The 18,313-nt window shown below is 71.0% G+C and carries 20 protein-coding genes and 2 tRNA genes; 10 read left to right on the plus strand and 12 right to left on the minus strand.

Annotated elements, in window-relative coordinates:
* Positions 1-207 precede the first annotated feature (207 nt).
* Entirely contained in the window at positions 208-1,653 is a 1,446-nt protein-coding gene (locus QM595_RS17895; protein WP_415172934.1) for an NAD(P)/FAD-dependent oxidoreductase, read from the plus strand.
* 16 nt (positions 1,654-1,669) lie between these two features.
* On the opposite strand, the gene QM595_RS17900 is transcribed toward QM595_RS17895, so the two are convergent.
* From QM595_RS17900 to QM595_RS17930, 7 genes are all read right to left on the minus strand, one after another.
* Positions 1,670-2,422 (minus strand): hypothetical protein, encoded by a 753-nt coding sequence (locus tag QM595_RS17900; RefSeq protein ID WP_415172935.1) that lies wholly within the window; start codon positions 2,420-2,422, stop codon positions 1,670-1,672.
* 172 nt (positions 2,423-2,594) lie between these two features.
* A tRNA-Lys gene (locus tag QM595_RS17905) sits at positions 2,595-2,670 on the minus strand.
* Between the two features lie 311 nt (positions 2,671-2,981).
* A complete protein-coding gene (locus QM595_RS17910; RefSeq protein ID WP_415172936.1) occupies positions 2,982-4,331 on the minus strand; it encodes a HipA domain-containing protein in 1,350 nt (449 codons plus the stop codon).
* Positions 4,324-4,602 (minus strand): helix-turn-helix domain-containing protein, encoded by a 279-nt coding sequence (locus QM595_RS17915; RefSeq protein ID WP_415172937.1) that lies wholly within the window; start codon positions 4,600-4,602, stop codon positions 4,324-4,326. Before QM595_RS17915 ends, QM595_RS17910 begins: the two co-directional genes overlap by 8 nt.
* Positions 4,603-4,853: 251 nt before the next feature.
* Positions 4,854-6,551 (minus strand): MFS transporter, encoded by a 1,698-nt coding sequence (locus QM595_RS17920; protein ID WP_415172938.1) that lies wholly within the window; start codon positions 6,549-6,551, stop codon positions 4,854-4,856.
* Entirely contained in the window at positions 6,548-7,576 is a 1,029-nt protein-coding gene (locus tag QM595_RS17925) for a phosphatase PAP2 family protein (protein ID WP_415172939.1), read from the minus strand. The genes QM595_RS17920 and QM595_RS17925 overlap by 4 nt, the downstream gene beginning before the upstream one ends.
* A 63-nt stretch (positions 7,577-7,639) precedes the next feature.
* On the minus strand, positions 7,640-8,347 hold the full coding sequence (locus QM595_RS17930; protein WP_415172940.1) for a response regulator: 708 nt from the start codon (positions 8,345-8,347) through the stop codon (positions 7,640-7,642).
* 58 nt (positions 8,348-8,405) lie between these two features.
* Here QM595_RS17930 and QM595_RS17935 point away from each other — a divergent pair, with 58 nt between their 5' ends.
* Positions 8,406-9,548: a saccharopine dehydrogenase family protein gene (locus QM595_RS17935; protein ID WP_415172941.1), complete on the plus strand. Its 1,143-nt coding sequence runs from the start codon at positions 8,406-8,408 to the stop codon at positions 9,546-9,548.
* 92 nt (positions 9,549-9,640) lie between these two features.
* Here QM595_RS17935 and QM595_RS17940 read toward each other — a convergent pair.
* Positions 9,641-9,716: transfer RNA gene (locus QM595_RS17940), tRNA-Arg, on the minus strand.
* 127 nt (positions 9,717-9,843) lie between these two features.
* Here QM595_RS17940 and QM595_RS17945 point away from each other — a divergent pair.
* Both QM595_RS17945 and QM595_RS17950 read left to right on the plus strand, forming a co-directional pair.
* Entirely contained in the window at positions 9,844-11,139 is a 1,296-nt protein-coding gene (locus QM595_RS17945) for an LCP family protein (RefSeq protein WP_415172942.1), read from the plus strand.
* The gene (locus QM595_RS17950) at positions 11,136-11,306 is read left to right on the plus strand and encodes a hypothetical protein (RefSeq protein ID WP_415172943.1); all 171 of its coding nucleotides are present in this window, start codon (positions 11,136-11,138) and stop codon (positions 11,304-11,306) included. The genes QM595_RS17945 and QM595_RS17950 overlap by 4 nt, the downstream gene beginning before the upstream one ends.
* Before the next feature lie 112 nt (positions 11,307-11,418).
* On the opposite strand, the gene QM595_RS17955 is transcribed toward QM595_RS17950, so the two are convergent.
* The 4 genes from QM595_RS17955 to QM595_RS17970 form a co-directional block, all read right to left on the minus strand.
* Positions 11,419-11,760 carry an MscL family protein gene (locus QM595_RS17955; RefSeq protein WP_415172944.1) on the minus strand — a complete coding sequence of 114 codons (342 nt, stop codon included), beginning with the start codon at positions 11,758-11,760 and terminating at the stop codon, positions 11,419-11,421.
* A gap of 60 nt (positions 11,761-11,820) precedes the next feature.
* Positions 11,821-12,447 carry an SAF domain-containing protein gene (locus QM595_RS17960; protein WP_415172945.1) on the minus strand — a complete coding sequence of 209 codons (627 nt, stop codon included), beginning with the start codon at positions 12,445-12,447 and terminating at the stop codon, positions 11,821-11,823.
* 61 nt (positions 12,448-12,508) lie between these two features.
* On the minus strand, positions 12,509-12,847 hold the full coding sequence (locus tag QM595_RS17965; protein WP_415172946.1) for an FmdB family zinc ribbon protein: 339 nt from the start codon (positions 12,845-12,847) through the stop codon (positions 12,509-12,511).
* 90 nt (positions 12,848-12,937) lie between these two features.
* On the minus strand, positions 12,938-13,519 hold the full coding sequence (locus tag QM595_RS17970; RefSeq protein ID WP_415172947.1) for a 5-formyltetrahydrofolate cyclo-ligase: 582 nt from the start codon (positions 13,517-13,519) through the stop codon (positions 12,938-12,940).
* A 23-nt stretch (positions 13,520-13,542) separates the two neighbouring features.
* On the opposite strand from QM595_RS17970, the gene QM595_RS17975 reads away from it, so the two are divergent.
* The 6 genes from QM595_RS17975 to QM595_RS18000 all read left to right on the plus strand — a co-directional run.
* Positions 13,543-14,925, plus strand: coding sequence for a UTP--glucose-1-phosphate uridylyltransferase (locus QM595_RS17975; protein ID WP_415172948.1), 1,383 nt, complete (start codon positions 13,543-13,545; stop codon positions 14,923-14,925).
* Positions 14,918-16,132: a gephyrin-like molybdotransferase Glp gene (glp, locus tag QM595_RS17980; protein WP_415172949.1), complete on the plus strand. Its 1,215-nt coding sequence runs from the start codon at positions 14,918-14,920 to the stop codon at positions 16,130-16,132. The genes QM595_RS17975 and glp overlap by 8 nt, the downstream gene beginning before the upstream one ends.
* Entirely contained in the window at positions 16,132-16,596 is a 465-nt protein-coding gene (gene moaC / locus QM595_RS17985) for a cyclic pyranopterin monophosphate synthase MoaC (RefSeq protein WP_415172950.1), read from the plus strand. Before glp ends, moaC begins: the two co-directional genes overlap by 1 nt.
* A gap of 8 nt (positions 16,597-16,604) precedes the next feature.
* Positions 16,605-17,075 carry a MogA/MoaB family molybdenum cofactor biosynthesis protein gene (locus QM595_RS17990; protein ID WP_415172951.1) on the plus strand — a complete coding sequence of 157 codons (471 nt, stop codon included), beginning with the start codon at positions 16,605-16,607 and terminating at the stop codon, positions 17,073-17,075.
* Between the two features lie 48 nt (positions 17,076-17,123).
* Complete coding sequence (locus QM595_RS17995) at positions 17,124-17,690, plus strand: GNAT family N-acetyltransferase (protein WP_415172952.1); 567 nt, start codon at positions 17,124-17,126, stop codon at positions 17,688-17,690.
* Between the two features lie 89 nt (positions 17,691-17,779).
* Positions 17,780-18,313, plus strand: a 534-nt coding sequence (locus QM595_RS18000; RefSeq protein ID WP_415172953.1) for a hypothetical protein, incomplete at its 3' end; no start/stop codon positions are given.

Raw genomic sequence — 18,313 nt, forward strand, 5'->3', positions numbered from 1 at the left:
CGAACTCCGGATGGGCATTGGTGACGGGGCGTTCCGACGGGTTATACCCCAGGGTACCGACCCCTAAACCAAGCCTGGTGGTGGTGAGGCCCGGGTGATGTGAGGAGAGCGACGATGACCCACGTTGAGGCGAGCGGCAGCCGGGGGCGACAATAGGTTGAACGTTCCAAGAGTGGGTTCTTGGGCAACAGGGAGAGGTGCGGCGTAATGACGCAGCGGCATCGGGTCGTGGTGATCGGCTCAGGCTTCGGAGGACTGTTCGGGACCAAGGCGCTCCGCCACGCGGACGTCGACGTCACCATGGTGGCCAAGACGACACACCACCTGTTCCAGCCGCTGCTCTACCAGGTCGCCACCGGCATCCTGTCCCAGGGCGAGATCGCGCCGCCGACCCGCGAGATCCTGCACAAGCAGGAGAACGCCACCGTGCTGATGGGCGAGGTCACCGAGATCGACCTGGAGAGGCGACTGGTCACCTCCCAGCTCCTCGGCCGGCCCACGACGCTCGGCTACGACTCGCTCATCGTCGCCGCCGGCGCCGGCCAGTCCTACTTCGGCAACGACCAGTTCGCCGAGTTCGCGCCCGGCATGAAGAGCATCGACGACGCCCTCGAGCTGCGCGGTCGCATCTTCGGCTCCTTCGAGCTCGCCGAGCTCGCGGCCGAGCGCGGCGACCCGGTCGACCACCTGCTCACCTTCGTCGTGGTCGGCGCCGGCCCGACCGGCGTGGAGCTGGCCGGCCAGATCGCCGAGCTGGCCAAGCGCACCCTCAAGCGTGACTTCAAGAACATCAAGACCGAGCACGCCCGGATCATCCTGGTCGACGGCGCCCCGCAGGTGCTGCCGCCCTTCGGCACCAAGCTGGGGGAGAAGGCCAAGATCGCGCTGGAGAAGCTCGGCGTCGAGGTCGTGCTCGGCGCGCTGGTCACCGACGTCGACGAGCGTGGCCTGGAGTGGAAGTTCAAGGACGGCCGCGTCGAGCGGGTCGAGACTGTCACCAAGATCTGGGCGGCCGGCGTACAGGCCTCCGAGCTCACCAAGACCCTCTCGGAGCAGACCGGCGCCCCGCTCGACCGGGCCGGCCGGATCGCCGTCAACCCCGACCTCACCCTGCCGGGACACCCCGAGGTGTTCGTCGTCGGCGACATGATCAACCTCGACCACCTCCCCGGTGTCGCGCAGGTCGCCATCCAGGGCGCGAAGTACGCCGCGAAGGAGATCGACCGCCGGCTCAAGGGCAAGCCCTCCCAGGGTCCGTTCAAGTACTTCGACAAGGGCTCGATGGCGACCATCACCCGCTTCAAGGCCGTAGCCGCCGTTGGCAACATCAAGCTGTCCGGTTTCCTGGCCTGGCTGATGTGGCTCGCCGTCCACCTCTTCTACATCACCGGCTTCAAGAACCGCCTCACCGCGGTGCTCCACTGGTTCGTCTCGTTCCTGGGCCGGGGCCGGTCGGAGCGTACGACGACCACCCAGCAGATCTTCGCCCGGCTGGCCCTGGAGCGTCAGGGTGGCGCCAACAACCTGGTCTCGTCGCCGGGGGCCTACGACGCCGCTGACGAGGAGGCGCGCCGCAAAGAACTGGAGGAGACCGCCGCCGAGGAGGCTCGGCTCACCGACGCCGGCGAGCGCGGAGCCCACACCCCGGCCTGAGAACACGTTCTGAGGATCAGGCGGCGTCGATCGAGGGCCGGTAGTAGCGGAGCACCTCCATGAACTCGTGCGGGTCGACCATGGTGCCGTCGATCACGAACGGGCTCATCCCGCCACGCCGGAAGACCACCTTCCAGCTGGAGCGGCCGGGCCTGCCGTGCACCTCGACCGGCGTGTAGCTGCTGGTCAGGTCGAAGGTCAGCTTGGTGCCATGCCACAGCACGTCGAGCTGGCCGCCGCGTACCGTCATCCGGGTGACGCTGGTGCCGGAGTGGACCGCCCAGATGATGCCGGCCAGCAGCCACATCGTCAGCGCGATGCCGAGGGTGGTCTCGCTGCGGTCGTGCCAGGCGAGCAGGCTCGCGCCGGCCGCGCAGACGACTGCCAGGGCGGCGACGACGCCGATCGCGGCGCGCATCCGGGTGCGCGGCTTGAAGACCACCTTGAGGGGGTACGGCGGCTCGCCATGGCTCACCGGTCCCACTGTGGCCGGTGCCTCGGCGGCCGGGGCTTCGGCAGTCGGGGCTTCGGCAGTCGGCGCCAGAGCTGTCGGCGCCGGGGAGGGCTCCTCGGCCGGCGGGACCTCCTCGGTGGCGGAGACCTCCTCGAGGGGCGCCTCGACGTGACTGGGCGCGCTCACCTTCGGCGCCCAGCGGGGAGGGACCACGCTGGACACCTCGGCCGGCTCGGGGCCGTCGCGGTGCGCGAGCCAGTCGTCGAAGAGATCCGGAGCGGGGCCATCCGCGCCGGACCCCGGAGCTCCGGTCATAGCCAGAACGGTAGGGACCCAGGACCCACCTGTCGATCATCCGATCGGGTGAGCCGGGATAGGACCCCGGGACTATCCGGACCGGCCCGCCCCGGTGTCCGCCAGCGAGACCTCCTCCCACAGGCTGGCCCTTTGCCGACAGCCGCGTTCTCAGTCGCGAAGCCACCGCTCGTGGTAGGCCGTGTCGGGCTCGAACCGACGACCCTCGGATTAAAAGTCCGGTGCTCTGCCAACTGAGCTAACGGCCCGGGGACTGGTGGAGAAGTTGGATGAAACCCGGAGCGATGCCGATGACCGCTCTGAGATGACGCCGTGACTGCTCGTTCAGACCCACCGGGCTGGTCAGTGCCCGGTAGCGTGCAGATTATCGGAGCGCGCCTGTAGCCGCGTCGGCGGACTCGAGTGAGGTGAAGCCGATGGCTCGTGCGGCGGCTTCGATGCGGCCGGTGGCCGCGAAGACGCGTGCCGCTGCGTAGTAGGTGACCGAGGATGGCTTCATGTTCGGCTCACCGGAGAGCCCTGCGCGGCCACCGGCATTGAGCCCGTCAACCTGACGCTCCTACCGGTGGTAGGGGCAGTGTCCGCGTCGTCGGCATGCGCCGCCACTGGCGGTCGGGCGGCCGCACTCATCTCCGCTTGCAGTGCGTCTGCGGGTAGTGGATCGGACCGAGTTGTACGGGTTCCCGCTTGGAGCGACGAGACTGGTCGACGACGGGCCCGTGGCCGTTGGCGAGGGGAGGCTGCGGCGCAGCACCCGCACGTGCGTCTGGATGGTCTTCATCCGGGACGGGTCGAGCCCGGCCTTGCTGAACAGGTTCTCGTAGCGTTCGGCGACCTTGGTCGTGATCGCGAACGCTTCCTCGCACACCATGTCGGGGTCGAGTCCGGCGTCGTCGGCGAACCGGCGCCAGTTCCTCTCGTTCAGGTCGCCGGGGCGGCAGGCGTTGCCGATCGGCATCGAGAAGTCGCTGTTGTATGTCGGGTACAGGATCGTCGGCACGGTGTCGTAGATGGGCGCGAGGACCGCACGGTCTCCTGCGAGGAGGAACGAGTAGTTCTTCGCGTGGGCGTCGCCGTTGCCCAACGCGACGTTGAACGCCAGTTGGCGCACGAACCGCCGCTCGCTGCCGTGGGCGGCCATGAGCCGACCGACCTCGGGTGCTGTGGCTGCATACTTCGCAGCGACCGGTCGGCCGAGCGCCTGGTTGATGTCCTCGGCGGGGATGCGCTGCCCGTTCGCGTCGCGGTCGAATCGCTCGACCACGAAGCAGGATTGCCCGAGCCAGGTCATGCGGTGCGAGGTGGCGGCTTCGACTCCGACGCGGCGGGCGAGTTCGAGGCCGAGGACCTCGAAGGTCTCGATGTTGCGGTGCTTGGGTGAGGGCGGTTTGAGAATGTGGGTGGAGGGCCGGTCGTAGCTGGGCCAGTACCAGCGGTCGCCGATCCGGGAGAGGGAGAACTTCCCTTGCGCGCCTGCCAGGGACATACGCGGCTTGACCCGGGGGTCGATCCAACTGGTGTCGTCTTGGCGGATCGAAGCGATCCGTGAGGCGATGTCGTCCTCGGTCGCCTCGATGAGCGGCCCGGTGGTCGTTCGAGGGCGGTCCGGGTCGGGTGTGAGGGTCACCGCGCCGGCGACGTCCTCGCCGTAGGCGGAAGCCAGTGTGAACGTGTCGGAGGAGGTCAGGCTTCGGTCGCGTGCCCACCGTGCGCGGACGTCGGCCCGGTCGGGCAGCAGGTTGTCGAGGTAGTTGATGCCCGCCTGAGGGCTCGAAGCGCGGCCACGCGGGAGCGACAGCGAGAGCGGGGTCGTCCGGGACGAGTCGGTGTACTCGAACACCGCACCGTCGGCGGTCTCGTGGAAGACGCCGAGCAGGTCGCGGCCGACGAACGCGTACAGGTCACGCAAAGCGCTCCACCACGGCGTCGAGGTCTACGGCGTCGAGGTCATGCGGGACCGGCTCGGAGGGAAGCGCGAGGGCGTGGACGCCGAGTGCGTCGAGAACGGAGAGCACCTTGGCCAACTCGGCTCGCGGGTGACCTGCCTCCAGGTCGACCACGAACCGGCGCCCAACTCCGGCCTTCGCTGCCAGTTCAGCCTGGGACCAGCCGTTGGCCAGACGCTGTGTCTGCACCGTCTCGGCTACGGCCTCGGTGGTGGCGAGGAATTTGTTGAGCATGACCCCAGTGTATCGCGGTGTGTTCCCGTACGGGCACACGCTTTCGTGGATGCGTTCTGGCTGGCGAGGCTCGGTGCGAGCGCCGTCTCCCGGTGTTCGCGGTCTCCGCACGAAGGACGCGATCACGAAGAACACGACCACGTTCCCGATTCGGCCAGATCGCGTTCCCGGCCCTCGGAGCACCAGCGGGCTGACCTGCGGCGACCCAGAATCCAACCAGTCCCAACGGCTCGCGGCAGACCCTATCGTGGTCAGCCGTCGTCGGGGCAGGGCGTGCCCCGACGCAGCGAGTAGGGGGCGGTGATCCGGTAGACGCCGGCGCTGGGGGCGACGACCACCACCCAGTCGTCCTCGGGCGGGCCGGGATCGGCCCGGACCGAGAGACAGCCGCGCTCGATGGGGAGCGGGTCGCCGGCGGCGTCGACGAGGGTCAGCCACGGCGAGGCGGGGATCCGGACCAGCACCGAGCCGGCGCTCGGGATCTCGAGGGTGACCTCGTCGTCGCCGAGGGTGAGCACCCGGGCCGGTGGCGCGACGATCGGGGTGGGGTCGGTGACCTCGTAGAGCTGCCAGCTCGCGTTCGACCAGACCGGTGTCAGGTAGGGCAGGCCGCCGGAGACCAGGGCGGCCTCCTCGACCGCGGCGTCGTCCGGCCTGCCGGGGGAGAGCACCACATAGTGGACCGCCCAGCGGTCCAGCCAGGTCCGGTAGGAGTCGGCGGTGAGCGGCACGTCGCTGTCGTAGAAGAGCGGGTTGCGCTCGGCGTCGGTCTGCCGGTTCCAGCCTCGGGCCAGGTTGAAGTACGGCGCCAGCGCGGCCGCGTCGCGGTGGCTCTTGGGCGGCACCACCTCGACCCGGCCCTGGCCGGCGTCGCGCTGTCGCAGCTGTCGCACCAGCGCGCCCAGGTCGGCCGACCAGGCGGCGTCCGGCGCCGTGGTGACCACGTCGCGGGCGGCGGTGGCGACCTGCCAGCTGCCGGAGGTCAGCAGCGCCAGCACGAGCGTGACCGCCCGGGTGCGGCGCCGGCCGCCGGAGGTGAGGATGGCGACCAGCAGCACGCCGCCGAAGATCAGTGCCAGCCGGCCGACATTGGTGCCGATCGGGGACGGCACCAGCCAGGTGAGCACCACGCCGGCGGCGTACACCACCGCGCCGAGCCGCACCGTCCGCCAGGCCCGGGGCGCGGTCAGCGCCACGACGACGCCGAGCAGCACCGGCAGCACCACCGAGTTCCAGTGGATCGGCTGGTGGCCGGAGAACGGGAAGGCCAGCGTGCTGAGCCCGACCACGGCGACCGGCGGCAGCCCGAGAGCGTACGCCGCCGAGTGCCGGTGCCCCAGCCACAGCCCGGCCGCCGCGATGCCGAGGAAGAGGCCCGCCACCGGCGAGCTGGCGGTCGCCAGTGCCGCCAGCAGCGCTGCCAGCGCCCCACGTGGCAGCCGGTAGCGCGGCTCGGCGGCGCGGAGGCGGTCGGGCCAGGCGAAGACGACGGCGAGGGCGCCGAGGCCGAAGGCCAGCCCGAGCCCGAAGGTGACCCGCCCCGAGACGGCGTTGCCCAGCAGCGAGACCGCGCCGACCAGGCTCGCCACCATCGGCCGCGAGACCGCGCCGGTGCGCACCAGCAGCAGCGACAGCAGCCCCGCCGAGAGCGTGCCGGCCAGCACCATCGTGGTGCGCACCCCGATGGCGGCCATCACGAAGGGGCTGACCAGGCTGTAGGAGGCGGTGTGCATTCCGCCGTACCAGGAGAAGTTGTAGGCGCTGCCCGGATGCGTCCGGGCGAACTCCGCCCAGGCGTCCTGCGCCGCGATATCCCCGCCGCTGTTGGCGAGCAGCAGCACCCAGCCGACGTGGAGCGCGCCGGCCACCAGCAGGGTGGTGAGGACCGGCCGCAGCAGCCGGACCCGCGACTCGGTCGTGGGCCGGGCCTCCTGCAGCACCGCCGTCATCGCAGCCGGCGGACGGTGAGGTGGCCGAGGCCGACCGCGGCGGCCGCGAGGACGATGCCGCCGACGTCGTCGAGGGTGAAGTGCCAGCCCCAGTAGACGGTGGAGACCATGATGGCGACCAGGTAGAGCGCCAGCACCGTGCCGAGCCGCCGGTGGCCGTAGTAGAACGCCATCAGCACCACCAGGCAGGTGAAGCCGGTGTGCAGGCTGGCGAAGGCCGAGATGCTGACGAAGGAGTCGGGCGCCTGCGGGTCGGCGAGGAAGTCCTGGCGCTGCTGGAGGTACTCCGCCCAGGTGTCGGTGATCGGGGTGTGCGGCAGCCCGGCGAACTCCTCCGGTGCGCTCGCGAACGGCCCCAGGCTGGGGATCAGGTAGTAGCTGGCGGTGCCGAGCACCCAGGTCCACATCGCCGCCGCCAGGAAGACATAGCCGCGCTTGATGGTGTCGGAGAGGACCAGCGCGCCGATCAGCGAGATCGGCACCAGGTAGGTGAAGGACTTGTAGACGACCATCAGGACGTAGGCCGCCTCGTCCCGTCCGAGTAGGTCGTGCAGCAGCACCGCCGGGCTCTGCCCGAACAGGTCGCGGTCCAGCCGCAGCAGCCAGTCGTCGCGGGGGGTGTTGAAGGCGTCCCAGCTCTTGAGGTTGCGGTAGCAGAAGTAGACCAGGTGGTAGGCCAGCAGCCCGGTCACCAGCAGCGTGAGCCGCTCGACGCAGAGCCGTTGCCGCAGCGTCGCCCGCAGGCTGCCGGTCCGCCAGCTCCGCCAGGCCACGTCGATCGCCAACGCGATGACCAGCCCGACCGCCGCGGTGGCGAGCTTGCCGCGCAGCATCCGGCCGCCGGGGTCCTTGAAGCCGACGTCGACGTGCTGGGACCACACGACCGCCACCGCCGCGAAGGCCAGCACCAGCAGCCAGATGCCGGCGACGAAGCCGTATCGTGCCCGGGCGCGCTCCACAGGCCCGTCGGGGGTCCCATCCGGCAGCTTCTCCGGAAGGACCTCATCGGCCGGAATGCTCGACACGTGGGGCATGGTACGGCGCCGTCGGTTGCGGCGGCGTCTCCCGGTGATCCGGACCGGGCCCGGTCAGCGGCTCGCGGGACCCGTCGAGGTGCTGGTGCGGGGTGTCGGCACGGCCATGTCGTCGACGTCCCCGCGCAGCTTGAGAGCGAGTACGGCGGCCTGCGTCCGGTGCTGCACGCCGAGCCGTGCGAGCAGGCCGGTGATGTGGTTCTTCACCGTCTTCTCCGCCACGACGAGCTCCTCGGCGATCTCCCGGTTGGTCATCCCCTCGGCGATCAGGTAGAGGATCCGGGACTGTCGTGGCGTGAGGTCGCTGATCAGGTCGGCCGCCCGGCGGTGGAACTGCACCTGCTCCACGACACGGGCGGTCACGGTGGGGTCGATGAGGCTGTGGCCGCTGGCGATCAGCCGCACCCCGCTGACCAGCGAGCCGGACTCGATCTGCTTGAGGACGTAGCCGGAGGCGCCGGCCAGGATCGCCTGCGAGATGGCGCTGTCGTCGTCGTACGTCGTCAGGATCAGCGCCTTGATGCCCGGGTCGGCCGCCCGCACCTCGCGGCACACGTCGATGCCGGAGCCGTCGGGCAGGCTGACGTCGAGCACGCAGACATCCGGCCGGACCTCGAGGATCCGCGCCACGGCGTCGCTGGCGGTGCCGGCCTCGCCGACGACCTCGATGTCGTCCTCGGCCTCCAGCAACGCCTTCACACCGGTACGGACGATCTCGTGGTCGTCGACCAGGAACACCCGGATAGAGGCTCCCTCTCCCACGAGCGAGGATTCTGGTGGCATCGAGTGTCGGCGCGCAGCGGAATGGCAGATTTGCCCCATGACGAACGACCGCGACTTCGACATCGTGCTGCTCGGCGCCACCGGGTTCACCGGCTCGCTCACCGCCGACTACCTCGCGACTCACCTTCCTGCCGGCGCCCGGTGGGCCGTGGCGGGCCGCTCCCCGGAGCGGTTGGCGGCACTGGGCCTCGACGCCCCGGTGCTGGCCGCCGACATCACCGACGCCGGCTCGCTGGCCGACCTCGCCGCCCGCACCCGAGTGCTGGTCTCCACCGTCGGGCCCTACCTGGCCTACGGCGAGCCGGTGGTGCGCGCCTGTGCCGACGCCGGCACCGACTACCTCGACCTGACCGGCGAGCCGGAGTTCGTCGACCGGATGTACGTCGCCCACCACGCGACAGCGGTGCGCAGCGGCGCCCGGCTGGTCCACGCCTGCGGCTTCGACTCGGTCCCGCACGATCTCGGCGCCTACTTCACCGTCAAGCAGCTCGAGCCGGTCACCGAGCCGCTCGCCATCCGCGGCGTGGTCCGGGTCGGCGGCAGCTTCTCCGGCGGCACCCTCCACTCCGCGCTCGGTCAGCTCTCCCGGGGGCGTCAGCTCGCCGAGGCCGCCCGCGCCCGCCGCCGGCTGGAGCCCACGCCTGCCGGGCGTCGGTCGCGGGCGGTGGCCGGCCGGCCCGGTCGTGACGCCGAGCTCGGCTACTGGCTGCTGCCGCTGCCCACCATCGACCCGGCGGTGGTGGCGCGCAGCGGGGCCGCGCTGGCGTCGTACGGGCCCTCGTTCAGCTACTCCCACTTCGCCGGCACCAAGACGCTGAGGTACGCCGTGGGCGGGGCTGGTCTGGTCGGCGCGGTGGCGGTCGCCGCCCAGGTGGGTCCGCTGCGGGAGCGGATCGGCCGACGGCTGACACCGGGTGAGGGGCCCTCGGAGGAGCGCCGCGCCAGGTCGTGGTTCACCGTCGACTTCCTTGCCACCACCGGCTCGCGGACGGTGCGTACCCGGGTCTCCGGCGGCGACCCGGGCTACACCGAGACCGCGAGGATGCTCGGCGAGTCGGCGATGTGCCTGGCCTTCGACGACAACCCGCCGACCAGCGGTCAGGTCACCACCGCGACGGCGATGGGCGAGAGCCTGCTGGCCCGGCTGCAGGAGGCGGGGCTGCGGTTCGAGGTGCGCTGAGGCTATCCCGCCCGCCGGGGGAGTGTGGTGCCCCGGGCGAGAGTCGAACTCGCGACCTTTCGCCGTGGGGGGAGTCGGCTGCTCTGCTGGTGTGGTGCCCCGGGCGAGAGTCGAACTCGCGACCTTTCGCTTAGGAGGCGGCTGCTCTATCCACTGAGCTACCGGGGCGGACGGCCCATCTTGGCACCGCGACGCGGGTGCGGTCATTTTGGGGTTCACAGCAACGGCGTCGACACTTGTCGTGTCCGGCTACATTTCCCCGGCAGATCCGACACCCGAGCACACGAGGCACCCCATGACAGACGTCGAGCAGACCCCTGCCCGCGTCGGCGCGCCGTCGGCAGCGGAGTCCGGCGTCGTACGGCGTGCCGAGCCCCGGCCTCCGCGGGGCGGTCGTCGCCGCGCCAAGACGCGCAAGCGGCACACCGTCGCGAAGGTGCTGCTCTCCACTCTGGGCGTGCTGGCGATCCTCTCGGGGCTGTCGGTGGTCTACGGCTACCGCCACCTCAACAACAACATCACCCAGATCGACGTCACCGAGCAGATCACCATCACCCGACCCAAGCACGTCGTGCCGGCCGGGCCCGACGGCGCCCTCAACATCCTCGTCATGGGCTACGACGGCCGCGACTGCGACGGCTGCAATATCGACGGCATCAGCGGCGCGGGCGGCTCCGACACCACGATCCTGATCCACATCTCGGCCGACCGGACCCGGGCCTACGGCATCTCCATCCCGCGCGACTCGCTGGTCTCGCGGCCCGAGTGCATCGACGACGACGGCGAGACCCACGCCGGCAGCTCGCTGGCGATGTGGAACGCGGCGTACTCCGTGGGCGGTGCGGCCTGCACCATCGCCCAGTTCGAGCAGAACACCGACATCCCGGTCGACGACTTCGTCGTGGTCAACTTCGCCAGCTTCAAGAGCATGGTCGACGCGATCGGCGGCGTCGAGGTCTGCATCCCCGAGGACATCGACTCCACCGAGTACGGCATCTACCTCAAGGCCGGCACCCGCAAGCTCAGCGGCAAGCAGGCGCTCGCCTACGTCCGCGTCCGCCACGGCGTCAGCGACAACTCCGACACCCAGCGGATCAAGCGGCAGCAGGCGTTCGTCAGCGCGATGATCAGCCAGGTCATGTCCGCGAGCACGCTCACCAACCCGGTGAAGGTCTGGAAGTTCCTCAACGCCGCCACCAAGTCGCTGACCACCAACGAGGGGTTCGACGCCGATGCCATGGCCGGCATCGCGCTGCAGCTGAAGAACATCGGCCTGGACAACATCCAGTTCTTCACCATCCCGTCCGTGGGCTCCACGAGTCAGCCTGGCCGCGTCGAGTGGACCTCCGACGCGGCGGTCGTGTGGAAGAAGATCCTCAACGACCAGCCGCTCTCCGAGGAGCTCACCGAGAACGCCATCAACGCCGGCAATGTGCCGGGTGTGAGCAGTTCCGCCACCGCGACCCCGTCGGAGAGCGCCACCCCGTCGGAGAGCGAGTCGGGCACCGCGGCCGCGACCCCGTCGGAGGGGGCCAGCGGCTACTCCGAGGAGGAGCAGGCCGCCTTGGAGTACGCCGGGCTGTGCGCATGACCTCGCCGGGAGCCGAGCCCGACTGGCAGCGCAAGCGCCGGCTGGCACGGATCTTCGGCGACGTACTGCCCGAGTCGACCGGCGACGACCGCGACGAGACGCGATCGGAGGATCGGGGCGGTGATGCCTGGCTCAGGGCTCAGGTGCCGCCACACCACGGCTCCTGAGGCCGGCCTCGTGACCAGAGAGTGACCTCTGGCACCACGCATCCGTCACAACCCGCGAAGGCAACAGCGCCGACCCACCTTGGGGTGAGCCGGCGCTATTGGGTCGAGTCGGTCAGGCCTTGGTGGCCAGCGAGTCGCGGATCTCCTTGAGCACGTCGAGCTCGGTGGCGCCGGGCTCGGGGTCGGGGAAGTACCGCTCCTTCGCCTTGGTGTAGGGCGTCACGATCAGGAAGTAGACGACCGCCGCGATGATCACGAACGAGACGATCGCGTTGAGGAACGCGCCGAAACTGTTCTGAACGTTGCCGAAGACTTCTTGGGCCGAGTCGGGCAGCTGCGCGGTCAGCCAGTTGACGAAGGTGTCGACGACCTTGGCGAACGCCGTGGCCATGATCAGACCGACGGCGATGTCGACCAGGTTGCCGCGGAGCAGAAACTTCTTGAATCCGTCCATTACTCACTCCTGTTTTCCGTTGTGGAATCCGCCGGAGGGTCCCACCGAGACGTTCTGACACTATCGAGCGAAGGCGAAGGTGAGGAAGGACCGCACCGCCGCGTTCGTCACGTCGTCGACCAATTCCTCGGCGACTCCGATGATCACTAAACGGCCCTGGAGCCCGGACGTGACGGCAGTTTCGCTGTGAGCTGAGTCGGGCACGGCGAGCACGAGCACGCCGGTGGCGACCTGTGCTGCCCCGGCGGGGCCGTTTGCGGACGGGTCGACGGCCAGCAGGTCGATCCGGTCGCCGGGGTCGAGCAGCGCCGCCATCTCGGCGTCGGGCAGCCTGACCGGCACCGCGACCTGCCCGGGCTCAGCCGCCAGCGCGGCGCCGACCAGCCGGGCGTCGGTCACCGGCTCGCCGCGCCGTAGCGGGGCCGCCAGCGTCTCACCGGCAGGCTCGGCGGTGGCGCCGTCGGGCACCAGCGACGCCGGCACCGAAACGGTGGTCAGGTCGCCGGCGCCGAGCGTGACCCCGGCCGGCAGATCCCGCGCCGCCACGGTCAGCTCGACGCTCGCCGGCGCGCCCGGCGAGAGCGCTCGCAGCGCGGCGAGCACGGCGAGACCGGTCAGCAGCGCGGCCAACACCCGCCGATGCGAGAGCAGCCGCCGGCGGATGCGAAGGAGGACCCGAGAGAGCACCCCACGACGGTAGGACGGATCCCGGGTCGCCGCACCTGCTCATCCACAGGCCGCTCCCGGGTCAGTCGGCGGAGGAGGCGGCGGCCGTGGAGGTGGCCGAGGAGCCGGAGGACTCCGAGGACGAGGAGGAGGAGCCGGACGAGCCGGACGAGCCGGAGGACTCCGAGGACGAGGAGGACGACGTGGTGGATCCGGCGGAGGTCGTGGACGCGGTGTCCGTGGAGCCACGGCTGTCGGTGCGGTAGAAGCCCGAGCCCTTGAAGACGACGCCGACGGCGTTGTAGACCTTGCGCAGCTTGCCCTGGCACTCGGGACAGACGGTCAGAGCGTCCTCGGAGAAGCTCTGGAACTGCTCGAAGGCGTGGCCGCACTCGGTGCAGGCGTACTGGTAGGTCGGCACGATCACTCCTCTGGCGTTAGCGGTTGCGCCAGTAGGTCTCGCGCAACCTTTTAGCACTCGACGTTTGCGACTGCTAATCCTAGCCAACGCCTACGCGAATCGCGCGATTCCCCCCGGGCTGACCGCCCCGGTGACCGGTCGGTCGTGCGGCTCGACCGGCACCTCGACCCCCACCTCGGCGGTGTAGAGCAGCACCCATACTGGTGTGCCCGGTGGCACCCGGGCCAGCGCCCGGTCGTAGGAGCCGCCGCCGCGCCCCAGCCGCGCCCCGGCCGCCGAGACCGCGAGCCCGGGCACCAGCACCAGGTCGGCGGTGGCGATCGCGTCGACTCCCAGGGTCGGGCCCGCCGGCTCCAGCAGCCCCCGCCGCGCGCCGACCAGCGAGCCGTCGTAGACCGCCCAGTCCAGGTCGTTCGACGGCAGCAGCACCGGCAGGATGACCCGCTTGCCCTGGGCCCGGAGCCCGTCGAGCAGCGCGGAGGTCCCCGGCTCGTTGCCGACGGAGACGTACGCCGCCACGGTCGCGGCCCGGCGTACCTCCGGTGTGGCCAGCAGCTGGGTGGCGATGGCGGTGGCCGCCTCGCCCACCTCCGCCAGGCCTCGCCGCCGCCGAGCGGCCAGCAACTGGTCGCGGGCCGCGAGCTTCGCGAGGGAGGATTGCGGGTCGGCCATCCGGTCAGCCTACGATCGACCCTATGGCTAGCGCAGGGCTGCAAGCCGCCGTCGCGAAGATGCGAGCGGCGGACGTGGACGAGGTGGCGATCGAGACCTTCGCCCACTACTACCGACTCATCGAACACGGCGAGACGGGGATGATCCCCGAGAGCGTCATCGACCCGGTCGACATGCCGCGGCTCGCCGACGTCGAGGTCGATCCCGACGCCGCCGTCGAGGCGCTGCGCAAGACCGTCGTCATCAAGCTCAACGGCGGCCTGGGCACCTCGATGGGCATGGACCGCGCCAAGTCGCTGCTGTGCGTGCGCAAGGGGCTGTCCTTCCTCGACATCATCGCGCGGCAGATCATCCACCTCCGCAAGGAGTACGACGCCCCGCTGCCGCTGCTGCTCATGAACTCTTTCCGCACCTCCGGCGACAGCCTCGCCGCGCTGGCCCGCTACCAGGAGCTGCCGGTCGCCGGTCTGCCGCTGGAGTTCCTCCAGAACCGTGAGCCGAAGCTGTTGCTGGCCGGCCTCACCCCGGTGAGCTGGGAGAGGGACCCCGATCAGGAGTGGTGTCCGCCCGGCCACGGCGACATCTACACCGCGCTGCGCGGCTCGGGGCTGCTCGACCAGCTGATCGAGCAGGGCTACGACCGCGCCTTCGTCTCCAACTCCGACAACCTCGGCGCGGTGCCGACCCCGACCGTGGCGGGCTGGTTCGCCGCCGGTGGCGCGCCGTTCGCGATCGAGGCGGTCCGCCGTACCCCCTCCGACCGCAAGGGCGGCCACTTCGCCCGCCGCAAGAGCGACGGCCGGCTGATCCTGCGCGAGACCGCGCAGACCCTGCCCGAGGACCAGGACGCGCTGCAGGACCTCGACCGGCACCGCTATATGTCGACCAACAACCTCTGGTTCGACCTGCGTGCCATGCGCGACGCGCTCGACGCCCGCGGCGGCATCCTCGGCCTGCCGCTGATCCGCAATGTCAAGACCGTCGACCCGGCCGACCCGAGCTCGCCGGAGGTCGTCCAGATCGAGACCGCGATGGGGGCGGCGATCGAGGTCTTCCCCGACTCCACGCTGGTCGAGGTCGGCCGCGACCGGTTCATCCCGGTGAAGACCACCAACGACCTGCTGGTGCTGCGCTCCGACGTCTACGACATGTCGGCGGGCTTCGTGCTCGACCAGACCGTCGAGGAGGTCCCGTTCGTCGACCTCGACGCCGGCTACTACCGCGTCGTCGGCGAGTTCGAGAAGCGCTTTCCCGACGGCTCCCCGTCGCTGAAGAAGGCCGCCGCGCTCAAGGTGGACGGGGACTGGACCTTCGGCAACAGCGTCCAGATCATCGGCGACGTCGAGTTGAGCACTCAGGGTGCGGACCGGGTCGCCCCCGGGTCGGTACTGTCGTCCGGTGCCTGACTCATCGCTGAGCGTTGACGACTACCGCGAGCGGATCCTCGCGGACATCGAGCCGCTGGTCGCCTATCAGCAGCCGCTGATGGACACCCTCGGCCTCGCCGCCGCGGAGGACGTCCACGCGGCGGTGTCGCTGCCCGGCTTCGACAACTCCTCCCACGACGGCTACGCCGTGCGCTTCGCCGAGGTTGCCACCGCCTCGGCCGACGCCCCCGTGCACCTGCCGGTGGTGGGCGAGATCGGCGCCGGCCAGGCCAACCTGCTGGCGCTCGCCCCCGGCACCAGCGCCAAGATCATGACCGGCGCGCCGATGCCCGCCGGCGCCGACACCGTGGTGCCCTACGAGTGGACCGACCGGGGCATCGCCCAGGTGGTCATCACCCAGGCCCCCAGCGAGGTGGGCGAGCACGTCAGGCCACGCGGCGACGACGTCCGCGAGGGCGACCTGGTGGTGGCCGAGGGCACCGTGCTCGGGGCGCGGCAGCTGGGGCTGCTGGCGGCGATCGGCCGGGCCACGGTCGCGGCGCGGCCACGGCCGCGGGTCGTCGTACTCTCCACGGGGTCGGAGCTGCGCGACCCCGGCCAGCAGCTCGGCCACGACTCGATCTACGACGGCAACTCCTATCTGCTCGCCGCCGCCGCGCGGGCCGCCGGCGCGATCGCCTACCGCGTCGGCATCGTGCCCGACGAGCCGCCCAAGTTCCTCGAGGCCCTCCACGACCAGCTCGTCCGCGCCGATCTCGTGATCACCTCCGGCGGCGTCTCGCAGGGCGACTACGACGTGGTGAAGGAGGCGCTGCGGCCGGCCGGGGTGTGGTTCGGGCCGGTCGCCATGCAGCCCGGCAGGCCACAGGGGTTCGGCCGGGTCGGCGAGGACCGGATCCCGATCTTCACCCTGCCCGGCAACCCGGTCTCCTGCTATGTCTCCTTCCACGTCTTCGTGCTGCCCGCGCTGCGCCGGATGATGGGGATCCGTCCGGAGGTGCGCCCGAGCCTCACCGCGCGTCTCACCCACGACGTGCGCTCGTTCCCGGGCCGGCGGCAGTTCCTGCGAGGGTGGTACGACGACGGCTCGGTCTCTCCCGTCGGCGGCGCCGCCTCTCACCTGATCGGCGACCTGGCCGGCGCCAACTGCCTGGTCGACATCCCGGCCGAGGCCGACGCCGTCGCGGCCGGGTCGAGCGTCGACGTGCTCCTGCTGGGGGATTGATGGACCTCACCCACCTCGACGAGTCCGGCGCCGCCCGGATGGTCGACGTGACCGCCAAGGACGTGACCGCGCGGACGGCCACCGCGTCCGGTCGGGTGCTGGTCTCCGCCGAGGTGGTCGCGCTGCTGCGCGGCGAGGGCGTGCCCAAGGGAGACGCCCTGGCCGTGGCCCGGATCGCCGGGATCATGGGAGCCAAGCGGACCCCCGACCTGATCCCGCTGTGCCACCCGCTGGCCATCTCCGGCGTCACCGTCGAGCTGAGCGTGGCCGACGACGCCGTACTGATCTCCGCCACCGTCCGGACCACCGACCGGACCGGCGTCGAGATGGAGGCGCTCACCGCGGTCTCGGTCGCCGCGCTGACGGTGGTCGACATGGTCAAGGCCGTCGACAAGGGCGCCGTCATCACCGATGTCCGCGTCGAGGCCAAGTCCGGCGGCAAGTCCGGCGACTGGCAGAGGTGAGCACCGCCATGAGAGCCGGTGTCGTGGTGGCCTCCAACCGGGCCGCGGCGGGCGTCTACGAGGACCGGACCGGGCCGATCCTGGTCGACTTCCTGCGCGAGCTCGGCTTCGAGACCGACGAGCCGGTGGTGGTTCCCGACGGCGAGCCGGTCGGTGCCGCGATCGGCTCCCTGGTCGCCGCCGGCGCCCGCGTGGTGCTCACCACTGGGGGCACCGGCCTCACCCCGACCGACCGGACCCCCGAGGTCACCCGGCCGCTGCTCGACCGCGAGGTGCCGGGCATCGCCGAGGCGATCCGGGCCGCCGGCCTCGCCAAGGGCGTGGCGACCGCGATGCTCTCCCGCGGCCTGGCCGGCCTGGCCGGCAGCTGCCTGGTGATCAACCTGCCCGGATCCAGCGGTGGCGTCAGGGACGCGGTCGAGGTGCTCCGGCCGGTGCTCGAGCACGCCGTGGAGCAGGCCCTGGGGAGTGACCACTGATGCGCCGGTGGCCGACTCCGGGAGGCGACCATTAGCCCCATCTGGCCGGTGACGCTCATCTCGGACGAGATCATCGTCCGGCCGCTGTCTCGTCGTGACGCCGGCGAGTGGCGCGAGGCACGCCGTCGCAGCGCCGCCTGGCTGCGGCCCTGGGACGCTACGGTGCCGCCGGGCGGCGACGCCCGGCCGACCACCTTCGCCGCGCTGGTCCGCAAGCTGCGCCGGGCCGCCCGGCAGGGGACGTCGTACCCCTTCGCCATCGAGGTCGACGGCCACTTCGTCGGCCAGGTGACGGTCTCCAATGTGGTGCGTGGCTCGGCGCTGTTCGCCTCGGTCGGCTACTGGATCGACGTCGCCTACGCCGGCCGGAACATCATGCCCCGCGCGGTCGCGCTGGTCATCGACTACTGCTTCGCGGTCGGGCTGCACCGCATCGAGGTCGCCATCCGTCCGGAGAACTCCAACTCGCTGCGGGTGGTCGAGAAGCTGGGTCTCCGTGAGGTCGGCTACGCCCCCTACTACCTCCACATCGACGGCGCCTGGCGCGACCACCGGCTCTACGCCGTCACGGCCGAGGAGCAGCCGGCCGGCGGCCTGATCGGCCAGGTCACCTAGGTCGCAATCACGCCAGTCACATGAGTAAATCGCGACACACCTATTGACATTCGCCGGAGGGGCTCCTAGCCCTCCTAAGGTTCTGAGGCGTGGACCCGAGCTCGCTGATCTTCGTCGCCGTCTTCCTTGCGTGGGCGATCTACGGCATCCAGAAGGCGCTCGAGCACCACGAGGCGGGCTCGGTCAGCCGTACCGTCGACCGGTTCTCCCACACCCTGCGCGTCCTCGCGCGCCGCGAGCCCGTCAGCGGTCGCAAGACCCGGCTGGTCAAGCCCGGTGAGACGAGGCAGGCGGCCAAGAAGACGGTCGTGAAGCCCACGCCGGAGCCGGTCTCGGCGGAGCAGGCTCCGCGCCCGCAGCAGCCTCGGCCGGTACGACGCTCGGCCGCCGCCGTTGCCGCCCGGCGTCGCCGGATCGTGCTGCTCGCCATCCTGGTCGCGGGTCTGGCCGTCGTCGCCGTCGCCGCCACCCACCGCATCGGCTGGTGGTGGGTCGCCGCTCCGGTAGCCGTCCTGATCGCCTGGCTGGTGGCTTGCCGGCTCATGGTCAAGCGCGAGCGCGCCGCCCGGCGCCGCCCGGTCGCTGCCCGGCCCACGGTCGCGCCGCCGGCGCGGCAGCCGGTC

Origin of the sequence: Nocardioides sp., assembly GCF_047607185.1 — a bacterium.
GTDB lineage: Bacteria > Actinomycetota > Actinomycetes > Propionibacteriales > Nocardioidaceae > Nocardioides.

Excerpts from the sequence above, each read along its gene's own strand:
- QM595_RS17895 (WP_415172934.1), top strand. The coding sequence starts at position 208 with ATGACGCAGCGGCATCGGGTCGTGGTGATCGGCTCAGGCTTCGGAGGA.
- QM595_RS17900 (WP_415172935.1), bottom strand. The coding sequence starts at position 2,422 with ATGACCGGAGCTCCGGGGTCCGGCGCGGATGGCCCCGCTCCGGATCTC.
- QM595_RS17915 (WP_415172937.1), bottom strand. The coding sequence starts at position 4,602 with ATGCTCAACAAATTCCTCGCCACCACCGAGGCCGTAGCCGAGACGGTG.
- QM595_RS17920 (WP_415172938.1), bottom strand. The coding sequence starts at position 6,551 with ATGACGGCGGTGCTGCAGGAGGCCCGGCCCACGACCGAGTCGCGGGTC.
- QM595_RS17935 (WP_415172941.1), top strand. The coding sequence starts at position 8,406 with ATGACGAACGACCGCGACTTCGACATCGTGCTGCTCGGCGCCACCGGG.
- QM595_RS17945 (WP_415172942.1), top strand. The coding sequence starts at position 9,844 with ATGACAGACGTCGAGCAGACCCCTGCCCGCGTCGGCGCGCCGTCGGCA.
- QM595_RS17950 (WP_415172943.1), top strand. The coding sequence starts at position 11,136 with ATGACCTCGCCGGGAGCCGAGCCCGACTGGCAGCGCAAGCGCCGGCTG.
- QM595_RS17955 (WP_415172944.1), bottom strand. The coding sequence starts at position 11,760 with ATGGACGGATTCAAGAAGTTTCTGCTCCGCGGCAACCTGGTCGACATC.
- QM595_RS17970 (WP_415172947.1), bottom strand. The coding sequence starts at position 13,519 with ATGGCCGACCCGCAATCCTCCCTCGCGAAGCTCGCGGCCCGCGACCAG.
- QM595_RS17975 (WP_415172948.1), top strand. The coding sequence starts at position 13,543 with ATGGCTAGCGCAGGGCTGCAAGCCGCCGTCGCGAAGATGCGAGCGGCG.
- moaC (WP_415172950.1), top strand. The coding sequence starts at position 16,132 with ATGGACCTCACCCACCTCGACGAGTCCGGCGCCGCCCGGATGGTCGAC.
- QM595_RS17990 (WP_415172951.1), top strand. The coding sequence starts at position 16,605 with ATGAGAGCCGGTGTCGTGGTGGCCTCCAACCGGGCCGCGGCGGGCGTC.